Consider the following 9469-nt stretch of genomic DNA (forward strand, 5'->3'; position numbering starts at 1 on the left):
CATCAACCCCCGAGGAACTTCCAGCGCTAACCACTAAGGTACCAGCCTACGAACCATTTGATCTTGGTTCAAGGCCCTGAAATCACCGTCCGCCCGGTCGCTACACAGGCCCTGACCAGGGATGATGCTTGGTGACCGCCGAGTCGTCTCATCGTTCACTGTGTCGAACATGTGTTCCGAACCTCGGGTAGGTCTGGACGGTCCGATCCGTCTGGTGACCGTGATCGTGGGGGTCGTGGTCGGGTCGACGTTTCTGTTCTGCCTCGGCAACGTCGCGACACTCGGTATCCGCCTCGGCGTCTCGACATATGTGGCGGTTCTCGTCAGCCGGTGTATGGATTCCTCAAGATCATGGGCGTGCGCGCGATGTCAAGTGCCGGCTCAGGCCCTCGGCGTGCTCGTAGCGTGAGCGGCGGACGCGTCCAGCCATGGCCACGTCGTGCAGGGCAGTGACCACTCGCTCGTCCAGACCGGTGCTCTCGGCGAATTCGGAGAGTGCGCCCCATACCCGCCCGGAGCGGTCGAGTCGGCCTTTGCACACCGGGAGATAGCGGGCATCCGGCATCCGGCATCCGCGGGGCGTTCAGTCCGCTCGCCGCATGGCTGTCAGATCAGACCTCGGCACGTGCGTAGGACGTCAGGCCCGCCTCGCCCAACTACCCTACAAGATGGGCACCACCTGTCTCATCTCATCTTGGCGGGTAGGGCGGTCGCTGCCAGCGAGCTGACCATCCTCAGCCTCACCGACTACCAGGCGATGTACGACATCCTCGGCCCGGTCGCCGAGGGTTCGCGGCCCTCTGGTGTTCTTGCCGGCAAGGTGCTGGTCAATCTCAGCTCGGACACACCCAACGCCAGCCGGGATGCGGCGGAATGGGCGGACAGACACGGAGCGAGCCTCGTGACGGGCGGTGTGATGGTGCCCGCGCCCGCCGTGGGCGGCCCCGGCGCCTACCTGTTCTACAGCGGGCCGCGCGCCGTGTTCGACGTCCACGAACCGACACTCGGACTGCTCGGCGAGCCGAGGTATCTCGGGGAGGACCCGGGCTTGGCCCAGCTCTTCTACCAGGCGCACCTCGACGTCTTCCTCACCGCCTTGTCAAGCCTGCTCCACGCAACCGCGCTCGTCACCGCCGCCGGTGTCCCGGCCGCCGACTTCCTGCCCGGCGCGCTGGACACCCTCACCGGCATCCCGGCGATGATCGGAGACGGACAGGACCTGGCCCGGCGCCTGGAGGCCGGCGAACATCCCGGCGACCTCAGCACAGCGCGGATGATGGGCGCTACAGCGGACCACATTGTGTGGACGAGCGAGAAGGCCGGCATCGACACACAGCTACCCAAAGCTGTTAAGGCGCACTACGAGCAAGCCGTCACCACGGGCCGCGGCACCGAGAACTGGACCGTCCTCTACGAGGTGATCAAAGCCGGTGGCTGAATAACGACCCGAACCGCGTTCTTGCGCCAGGCCGCGCAAGCTGCATACCTGGTGCCGACCTCGGGATCGCCACCGGGCCGAGGCAAGGCCGGGAGCGGTCGGACTTTCTGCTCGGCCAGGTTCTCGGCGGAACCAGGTCAACCGATCTCGGCACAGCCCCGAGCCGTGACCAGGGATCATGCCCAGTGACCGCCATTACGGGCACACTGAGCTGCCCCGGCCTCCACCAAACCCGGGGCAGCTCAGACTGCGGTGGTGGGGGATCGTGGTCGCCCTGACGTTCCTGGTTTCCTCCGAGGCATGCCGGATCGGCATTTGGTGCCCGCTCCCGCCGGGAAGTCGACGCTCAACGGGAAAAGCCAACGCTCAGCGGCGGCGGTAGTGGCCGCGGACTTGGCGTCCGTTGCGCAGGTGTGGCTCGACCCAGACCATTCCGCCAGCGTCGCCGGATTCCGGCCGCGGGCTGGGTGCCGGCAGCGGTTCTTCAGGCGCCGGTCGTGGAATGCGGCCGGTCTGGTCGAAGGAGGCGAGGGTCGCGGGCTGGCGTGTGGCCCAGTACCTTTCAATCTGGTCGCGGGCTGTTGGCAGGGCCGGGTCGTCGGCCACGTCGCCGAGGTAGCCGAGTGCACGGACGAGGTGCGCGAGGTTGCGGCTGTCGTTGTACCGCGCCTGGTAGTCGACCAGCGCGGTCTCGACGGTGACGGGTGTCCGCTGTTCGATCACCATGAGGTCGAAGTAGTCGCGGAGCTCGCCGCGATCCCCGATGACTTTAATTTTTGTTGCGGCCAGGTCGCGGAGACTCGCGACCCGAAGTCCAGCGATCTTCGTGTCGCGGTCGACGGGGACCTGCCCGGCCATCGACAGGAACTGTACCTTTGTCTGGCCGAACACGGCGTTCAGCGTGTGCGCGGCCTGGTCCGTGACCGCCGTCGGGCGCAGCGTGGTGAGCGCCTCTCGCAGCGAGGCGAGGTCGACGTCCGGGTCGTCGAAGAAGAAGTCCAGGTCACGCGACGTGCGGTGGCTCAGGTGCGCCGCAATGGCCGTTCCGTCGTACAGGATCATCGAATGCGGGAGGATCTCCCGCAGGACGACCCATGACCGTGCCGTGTCCGGGGGCAGTACCTTCCGGAGCCCGGCGGGCAGGTCAGCGCTCACCCTTGGCCTTGGCCGCAAGCGCGAGGTTGACAGCCAGCTGGCGGGTCTCCGGAGCCAGGCCACGCAGGTTGGCCGCCTTGCGCCAGGCGTCGGCGTCCAGGTGGCGGGCTGCGAACGCGAGCAGGGCGGAATCGCTGGTGGTCAATGCGCGGGAGGCGATGAACGGGCCGTCGTCCGTCAGCTTCAGGCCGCGGAACGTCTGGCGGTCGACGTTCCAGAAGGCATGCTCCAGATACGGTGGCAGGCCGGCCGGCGCGGCCTCGGCAGACGCCGACGGCCGGACCCCGTGGAGCTGTTCAAGTAGCGCAGTCCAGCGCGGATGACGGACATTGGCCCGGAGCACAGTGACCTCACGGGCCTTTCCGAGGGCGACGGTCTCCCTCGTCTCGGTCACCAGGCCCTGGCTCACCAGCGACTGGACGGCCTTCACCGCCGCTGCCGGCGAGATGCCGCATGCCCGAGCGACAGTTCGGGACGAGATGAGGCCGAGCGGTCTGCGCGACAGCTCGGCGAGTACGACACTCTCGGTCCGCGACAGCCCGTCGACTACGGCGGTGACACCGAGGTGGTCTGCGAGCGTGCGGACATCACCGTCGTCGAACCGCAGACGAGAACCCTCGGCGCTCCCGATCCCGCGGGCCCTGGCTGCCCTGGTGACGCGCGCCCTGGATGTGCCCAGCCGCCCTGCCACCTGCTCCGGCGAGTAGGTGTTCATAATGCACAGTCTACCTCGCCTCCGCTCGGCCTACGGAGGCGTAGCCGCATGGCAAGCCCGGTCCGCCACTCATACCGGACCATTCCTCTTCAGCCCCTCGACCCGTAGGAGGACACCGGTTGTCCAGGCCATCAACATCCATGACATCGCTTCGCGATGCCATGGAACCCCGCATCGCGAATGGCCCGTGTCCCGCAGGCGTCCTACCAGCCACAACGCCCCCGAATGGAGGCGGTTCGCACGGCGGCGACGTGGACGTCCAGACGGGGCTCGAACCGATCGCCGAGGCCCTGACCAGCACCGATCCAAGCGCCGGATCTCAAAGCCGTAGATCGAAAACCGCATTCACGCAGGCGAGAAGCATGATCAATAATGTGGTGGACCTAACGTGCCACAATAAGAACCCTTTGATCTTGGTTCGGGGTCCCGAAATCACCGTCCGTCCGGTCGCTACACGACTTCCGACCAGGGACGATGTCCAGTAAGAATAGAGACGGACACACCGAGGCAGATATCGAACATACGTTCCGCAGTCCTGGCAGGACCACTCACGGCAAACCTCGTGACGCCGCCATGGCGGGCGTCAACGGGCTCACGGCGGCGGTCGGGTAGGCCGCACGGGATTGTTTACCGGCTCATGTCCGGACAGGCGTGCCAGGACATCTCCTACGCCGCGGAACGCGGGACGACGCGGACGTCGAGGTCGGCGTCGAGAGCCTCGGCGAGCCGTTCCAGCACCGGCAGTGTCGGTACAGTGCCGCCGGCCTCGAACCGTGCCACCGCCGACTGCGTCATCCCCGCCGCACGGGCCAGCTCAGCCTGGCTCCAGGCCCGCCGCTGGCGCAACTCCCGCACCGACCGGCCCAGCTCGAACGCCAGCCTGGCCGCCTGGTAGGCCTCTCGCGCACCCGGCTCGCCCATCCGCCGTTCCCGCAACTGCACCCAGTCCGCCAGCTCAGCCATCGCCGTCGTCCCCCTCGCCCTCGCCCACCGTGTGCGACTCGGTCAGGCAGCGTGCCAGCGCGCGCCTCGCCCGGGACACCTCGGCAGCCTCCCTCATCCGTGTCTTTGCGAACACCGTCAGAAGCACCACCCGCCGGCCCGGCGCGATCCAGTAGGTCACCCGGACCGCCCGGCCCTCCAGATGGAACCGCAGCTCCCGCAGCTTGCCGTCAAGCTGTCGCGTGTACGGCTCACCCAGCAACGGACCCTGCTCGGCGAGCAGGTCCACGTAGAAGGCAGCCGTCGCGAACTGCGCGGTCGGCAGCCGTTCCAGCCAGTCCCGGACTTCCGGTTCCAGCTCGACGGTACCCCAAGTCATAGCGTTGACGCTATATCCGCGCGACGGTGGTCCATGTGTCAAGACCGACGCGGCCACCCGCCAGACCACGACACGCCGTGCAATCTGCCACAGAGATCGTCCCGGCGAGGCCGGAGACCCACAGGTTGACCGCCTCGGCTCCTGGGGTGGGCTGAGCCCTCGATCGTCAATCGGTGGCGGTCTCCGCGCTCCGTGGCACGAGCAGGCCTCCGATCTCCAGGACGTCGTGGAGCAGGATCCGCACCCGCTCGATCTCGTCGGCTGTGCAGTCGATCAGTATCTTGACCTCCACGTCACGCTTGCCTGGATCCGCCGTCACGAAGACCTCGCGACTCCGGCGCCTGTGGCGCTGCCGCGGAAGACGTCCACACCGTCGCCGTCCGCGGCCACGGTGCCCTCCAGGTAGCCGTAGTCGACGGGATACACGGCCTGCGGCACCCGCGGGTGTCTACTGCCGACCGGGCGGTCCACCACCAGCCGCGAGGTGGCCGCCAACTCGTCGAGGTTGCCGAACAGTCGTGCGCCGGACGTGTCAACCATGATCTCCACCGAATCGGGGACGTCCGCCAAGGAGACCACGGACATGAACTGGCCAGGGCCAGGTGCACTGTCCTGCCGGCCCACGGTTATGTCGGCTCACCCGAGACACCGAGCCACCCGCGGCCACGGTGATCGCGGATGGTGTGGAGACGCGGCTGTCTCCTTCCTCGCTGTCCGGGCCATCGACGAACAGGTTGCCCTACATGTCCTCGGCGCTGACCCAGCCGCTGATGGTGGCGACGACAGCTCTCGTGCCGAAGTCGCCGACCGAGCACCTCGACGAGGCGGAGGCGATTCGTATGGCGGCAACATGGTCGTCCAGCCGGGGCTCGAACCAGCCACCGGTGTCCTGACCAGCACCGTCCCACAGTACCGAATCTAAATGCGATAGATCACAAACCGTATTAGTCCAGGTCAAGGGCATGATCAAAACATGGGTGGGCCTGCGGGGGCTCGAACCGCAGGCCTCGGGGCGTGGGTGGCGCGTGGGACGGGGGCAGACGGCGGGGTCTGGATCTTCCCTCTCTCCTGACGCGGACGGGCCGTTTGATCCGGGAATGCTCCGGCAGATAGTGGATCACGTCGGTGTTGATCCCGACGGCTCCGGGGCCCTGATCGATCTAGCGGCAGTCGCGGTGGCGCGGATGACGTGGCGTGACGGTCCGGCGGAGGACTGGCACGCAGGCCGAGACAGCCGGCTCGATGATGCGGAGGTGATGCGCGCGAATGCGGCCATCACCCGGCTCGTGCGCGACCTTCTCGCCACGCATCTCCCCAGTTTGTCGCCGGGCGGGCAGGGAACCGTCCGCGGTGGCAGCCCAGGGGAGGTGTTCGCGGCCATCGCAGGCGCCCTCACCGCTCCAGATCTTCGGCTGCCCGACGGGCGGAGACTCGCCGACGTTGCTCCGGACCATGCCCGTCTGAAGCGATACCGCCGCGCGGTCCGGACGTGGTGCGCCCGATGGGCCGCGATCACAGGCAAGATCGGGGCGCAGGCCGTACTTCTGTTCCTGGCGTCGTGGACGCTCACGACATGCCGACACCGGTGGCTCGGCCCTGACTGGCCCGCGATCGTGGACCGCTTCCTGCGGCACCTTGACGACACCGCACCCAGCGGCGATCTCCCATCATCCAACGACGGAGACGTGCCGGTGGACCGCGTGGTGCTACGCAGCCAGCTCCTCGCCGGGCCAGATCAGCTCAGCGCCGGTGCCGCCGCGTTCTGCCTCCGCCATGGCCTCGGCCGCCACGTCCTGCCCAGGTCGGACACCCGGTGACAGACGACGAAGCCGACGAGACCCCCATCCCTTCGAGGTCGTCGTCTCTGACCAGCCACCCGTCGTGACGCCGGGGCTGGCCCTGGCCCTACTGCGGCTGTTCCGCCGTCGCATGGACCGGCAGCCGGCTCTCGACGAGAACACCCGTCCCCTTCACCCGCCGGGCCAGGAGGACGCACCCGGACGAAAGGCATCCTGACCTTGATCAGCTTCGCGTTCTACGGCCGGGTCTCCACCGAGGACCAGCAGGACCCCGAGTCCTCCCTGGCCTGGCAGCTCACCCGCGCCCGCGCTCTCACCGACACCCACGGCGAGATCGTCACCGAGTACTTCGATGTCGGCCAGTCCCGATCGATTCCCTGGAAGCGTCGCCCGCAGGCCAGCCTTCTGCTCGCCGCGCTCCGTGACCCCGGCCGTGGCTTCGACGCGGTCGCGATCGGGGAGCCGCACCGGGCGTTCTACGGCAACCAGTACAGCCTCGTCCACCCCGTCTTCGAGCACTACGGCGTCGCCCTCTGGGTCCCCGAGGTCGGCGGGCCGATCGACCCGGCCTCGGAAGCCCACGACCTGGTCATGTCCGTGTTCGGGGCATGTCGAAGGGTGAACGGAACCGGATCAAAATCCGGATGCGGACCGCGATGGCGGCCCAGGCCAAGACCGAAGGGCGTTACCTCGGCGGCCGGCCGCCCTACGGCTACCGCATCGCCGACGCCGGTCCCCATCCCAACCCGGCCAAGGCCGCCGACGGCAAACGCCTGCATGTGCTGGAACCCGATCCGGTCACCAGCCCGGTCGTGGCCAGGATCTTCTCCGAGTACGCCGCCGGACGCGGGCTGTACGCGATCACGGAGGGCCTCACCGCCGACTGCATCCCCAGCCCCTCCGCCCACGACCCCGCGCGCAACCCGCACCGGACCGGTGCCTGGTCCAAACCAGCGCTGCGTGCCATCCTGACCAACCCCCGCTACACCGGCCGCCAAGTCTGGAACCGCCAACGTAAGGACGAGGTCCTTCTCAACGTCGAGGACGTCGCCCTCGGCTATGAGACCCGGATGCGCTGGAACGACCCCGACGTCTGGATCTACTCCGCGGCGGTCGTCCACTCGCCACTGGTCGACGACGATGCCTTCGCCCAGGTCCAGGCCCGCTACGCCGCCCGCAGGCTCGACCCGAGCGGGCCCCGCGAATCCAAGCGCACCCGCCACCCTTACCAGCTACGAGGCCGGATGCGCTGCGGGATCTGCCAGAGGCGGATGTAGGGCAGCTGGAACAACGGCAAACCCCACTACCGCTGCGTCTACCCCGACCAGTACGCCCTGACCAACCACATCAAGCATCCTCGCAGCGTCTACGTCCGCGAGGAACTCATCGTCCCGCACCTCGACCGCTGGCTTGCCCGCGCCTTCACCCCGCCCCGCCTGCCCGCGACGATCGCCGCCCTCACCGCAGCCCAGGACGACGAAGCCGACATCGGCCGCGATGCCGCGCTCGACCGGGCACGGCGCACGATCGCCGACTGCGACGCCAAACTGGAGCGCTACCGGCTCGCCCTCGAAGCCGGCACCGACCCCGCCCTCGTCGCCCGCTGGACCGCCAAAGCCAACACCGAACGCGCCGCCGCCCAGGCCCGCCTCCACACCGGCACCCACCGACAGCGCATGACCGAACAGGAGATCCACGACATGGTTGTAGCCATGGGCGACATCGTCGCCGTCCTTACCGAGGCCGACCCGGCCGACAAAGCAGAGATCTACATTCAGCTCGGCCTCCAGCTCACCTACGAACCGGGAGCCCACCGAGTGGTCGCTGAGGCCAAGCCTCAAGGGATCATGTACGAACGAGAGTGTCCGAGGGGCGACTCGAACCATTACCCCACCACCGGTCACCCTGTCCGGTGAACTCATTCTCGCAGGTCACACAGTATGATCGAGGGCGGATCCCGGTATCACCCACGCGACGGCCGCGCGTTCCGACGACCGGTGGCGTGAGCTGTCATGTGGGTCGATCACTGTGGTTTCGGCATCCTTGACCGCAGCCGCGAGCCAGTCGTCACAGGTGGCCAGGCCGCTACGCTCCAGCCCTCAGCGGATTCAGGTGCCTTCGCCGACAGATGCGAGTACCCGGCGCAGGTCGGCGGCGAACCGGGGTAGTTGCTCCCTGGCCGCGGTGTGCAGGATCTCGAGGTCGACGGACCAGTAGCCGTGGACGATCCGGTTGCGTAGCCGCACAGGCTGCTTCCAGGCGATGTCTGGAAACTGTTTGGTGATCTCTTCGGAGAGCTGGCTGGCGGCTTCGCCGAGCACGGTGAAGTTCCACAGGAGCGCGTCGCGGCGCTGGCGGTCCGCCTCCAGACCGCCGGTGGTGATCCCGTCGGTGAGTTTCTGCGCCTGGTCGGCTGCTTCGATCATCTCACCGAGAAGGAGGGCGTCACGCCGCATACACGGGCCGTGCTTCAGCCAGGACGGACGACCGTAGCAATGGGTGGAGTCCGCGAACGGAGACCAGGTCGACGGGCCGTCCGAACAGGTCGGCGAGGTCATCGGCGAGCTGCTCGATGTCCCAGCCCAGACGCCGGCCAGGCTGAAGGGTGTACAGGATGTCGATGTCGCTGTCGGCGGTCGCGGTGCCGCGCGCCTGAGAGCCGAACAGCTGGAGTTCGGCGATCCCGTACCGATCGCAGATCGCGGCCAGGCGGGCCTCGTCGATCTCCACTCCCGCGATGGACCTCACCAGGCAAGGGTAGCCGCAGGCGTCACGCGACAGCGGCACCACCACCCTCGGACAGCCAAGGCGGGGTCTGTTGCGTTATGGGAAAGCAGGACATGGCGGACCCTGCCTGAATGTTGATCAGACCGCCAGGATGAGCTCGGCGAAGGCAGCCGACAGGGCTCTGTTGCATTGGGCGGAGGCAAGGCACGGTGGACCTGTGCCGGGCGGGTGCTCAGACGGCCAGCGCGAGCTCGGTAAAGGCAGCCGTCAGCCGCTGGCGGGGTTCGGCATCCGTTCCGAGTTCATAGTGGCCA

The 9469-nt window shown here is 67.8% G+C and carries 13 protein-coding genes and 2 pseudogenes; 5 read left to right on the forward strand and 10 right to left on the reverse strand.

Annotated elements, in window-relative coordinates; genetic code table 11:
* Nucleotides 1–361: 361 nt before the first annotated feature.
* A pseudogene (locus tag CV1CTNOD_RS14735) lies at nucleotides 362–535 on the reverse strand (Fic family protein); the annotation flags it as partial.
* A 159-nt stretch (nucleotides 536–694) separates the two neighbouring features.
* Here CV1CTNOD_RS14735 and CV1CTNOD_RS14740 point away from each other — a divergent pair.
* Nucleotides 695–1438, forward strand: coding sequence for an NAD(P)-dependent oxidoreductase (locus CV1CTNOD_RS14740; RefSeq protein ID WP_242606697.1), 744 nt, complete (start codon nucleotides 695–697; stop codon nucleotides 1436–1438).
* A gap of 366 nt (nucleotides 1439–1804) precedes the next feature.
* On the opposite strand, the gene CV1CTNOD_RS14745 is transcribed toward CV1CTNOD_RS14740, so the two are convergent.
* The 6 genes from CV1CTNOD_RS14745 to CV1CTNOD_RS26710 all read right to left on the reverse strand — a co-directional run bounded on the left by CV1CTNOD_RS14745 (nucleotide 1805) and on the right by CV1CTNOD_RS26710 (nucleotide 5214).
* Nucleotides 1805–2593, reverse strand: coding sequence for a nucleotidyl transferase AbiEii/AbiGii toxin family protein (locus tag CV1CTNOD_RS14745; RefSeq protein WP_131786666.1), 789 nt, complete (start codon nucleotides 2591–2593; stop codon nucleotides 1805–1807).
* The gene (locus CV1CTNOD_RS14750) at nucleotides 2583–3308 is read right to left on the reverse strand and encodes a MarR family transcriptional regulator (protein ID WP_131786667.1); all 726 of its coding nucleotides are present in this window, start codon (nucleotides 3306–3308) and stop codon (nucleotides 2583–2585) included. The genes CV1CTNOD_RS14745 and CV1CTNOD_RS14750 overlap by 11 nt, the downstream gene beginning before the upstream one ends.
* Before the next feature lie 666 nt (nucleotides 3309–3974).
* Nucleotides 3975–4271, reverse strand: a complete 297-nt coding sequence (locus tag CV1CTNOD_RS14760) for a helix-turn-helix domain-containing protein (protein ID WP_131786669.1) — start codon at nucleotides 4269–4271, stop codon at nucleotides 3975–3977.
* Nucleotides 4264–4629, reverse strand: coding sequence for a type II toxin-antitoxin system RelE/ParE family toxin (locus CV1CTNOD_RS14765; RefSeq protein WP_131786670.1), 366 nt, complete (start codon nucleotides 4627–4629; stop codon nucleotides 4264–4266). Before CV1CTNOD_RS14765 ends, CV1CTNOD_RS14760 begins: the two co-directional genes overlap by 8 nt.
* A 166-nt stretch (nucleotides 4630–4795) precedes the next feature.
* Entirely contained in the window at nucleotides 4796–4948 is a 153-nt protein-coding gene (locus CV1CTNOD_RS26705; protein ID WP_242606698.1) for a hypothetical protein, read from the reverse strand.
* The gene (locus tag CV1CTNOD_RS26710) at nucleotides 4945–5214 is read right to left on the reverse strand and encodes a hypothetical protein (RefSeq protein ID WP_242606699.1); all 270 of its coding nucleotides are present in this window, start codon (nucleotides 5212–5214) and stop codon (nucleotides 4945–4947) included. Before CV1CTNOD_RS26710 ends, CV1CTNOD_RS26705 begins: the two co-directional genes overlap by 4 nt.
* A gap of 83 nt (nucleotides 5215–5297) precedes the next feature.
* On the opposite strand from CV1CTNOD_RS26710, the gene CV1CTNOD_RS24785 reads away from it, so the two are divergent.
* The 4 genes and pseudogenes from CV1CTNOD_RS24785 to CV1CTNOD_RS26720 all read left to right on the forward strand — a co-directional run bounded on the left by CV1CTNOD_RS24785 (nucleotide 5298) and on the right by CV1CTNOD_RS26720 (nucleotide 7705).
* Nucleotides 5298–5522: a hypothetical protein gene (locus CV1CTNOD_RS24785; protein ID WP_207386455.1), complete on the forward strand. Its 225-nt coding sequence runs from the start codon at nucleotides 5298–5300 to the stop codon at nucleotides 5520–5522.
* A gap of 291 nt (nucleotides 5523–5813) precedes the next feature.
* Nucleotides 5814–6446 (forward strand): hypothetical protein, encoded by a 633-nt coding sequence (locus CV1CTNOD_RS14775; protein ID WP_131786671.1) that lies wholly within the window; start codon nucleotides 5814–5816, stop codon nucleotides 6444–6446.
* 201 nt (nucleotides 6447–6647) lie between these two features.
* A pseudogene (locus tag CV1CTNOD_RS26715) lies at nucleotides 6648–6983 on the forward strand (recombinase family protein); the annotation flags it as partial.
* Nucleotides 6984–7036: 53 nt separating this feature from the next.
* Nucleotides 7037–7705 (forward strand): recombinase family protein, encoded by a 669-nt coding sequence (locus CV1CTNOD_RS26720; protein ID WP_242606700.1) that lies wholly within the window; start codon nucleotides 7037–7039, stop codon nucleotides 7703–7705.
* Here CV1CTNOD_RS26720 and CV1CTNOD_RS26725 read toward each other — a convergent pair.
* From CV1CTNOD_RS26725 to CV1CTNOD_RS14790, 3 genes are all read right to left on the reverse strand, one after another.
* Entirely contained in the window at nucleotides 7661–8269 is a 609-nt protein-coding gene (locus CV1CTNOD_RS26725; RefSeq protein WP_242606701.1) for a hypothetical protein, read from the reverse strand. The genes CV1CTNOD_RS26720 and CV1CTNOD_RS26725 overlap by 45 nt on opposite strands.
* Nucleotides 8270–8536: 267 nt before the next feature.
* Nucleotides 8537–8884 carry a HepT-like ribonuclease domain-containing protein gene (locus tag CV1CTNOD_RS14785; protein WP_131786672.1) on the reverse strand — a complete coding sequence of 116 codons (348 nt, stop codon included), beginning with the start codon at nucleotides 8882–8884 and terminating at the stop codon, nucleotides 8537–8539.
* A complete protein-coding gene (locus tag CV1CTNOD_RS14790; RefSeq protein ID WP_131767466.1) occupies nucleotides 8874–9176 on the reverse strand; it encodes a nucleotidyltransferase family protein in 303 nt (100 codons plus the stop codon). Before CV1CTNOD_RS14790 ends, CV1CTNOD_RS14785 begins: the two co-directional genes overlap by 11 nt.
* Nucleotides 9177–9469 lie beyond the last annotated feature (293 nt).

It is taken from the genome of Protofrankia symbiont of Coriaria ruscifolia, from assembly GCF_900634745.1.
Classification (GTDB): Bacteria; Actinomycetota; Actinomycetes; order Frankiales; family Frankiaceae; genus Protofrankia; species Protofrankia californiensis.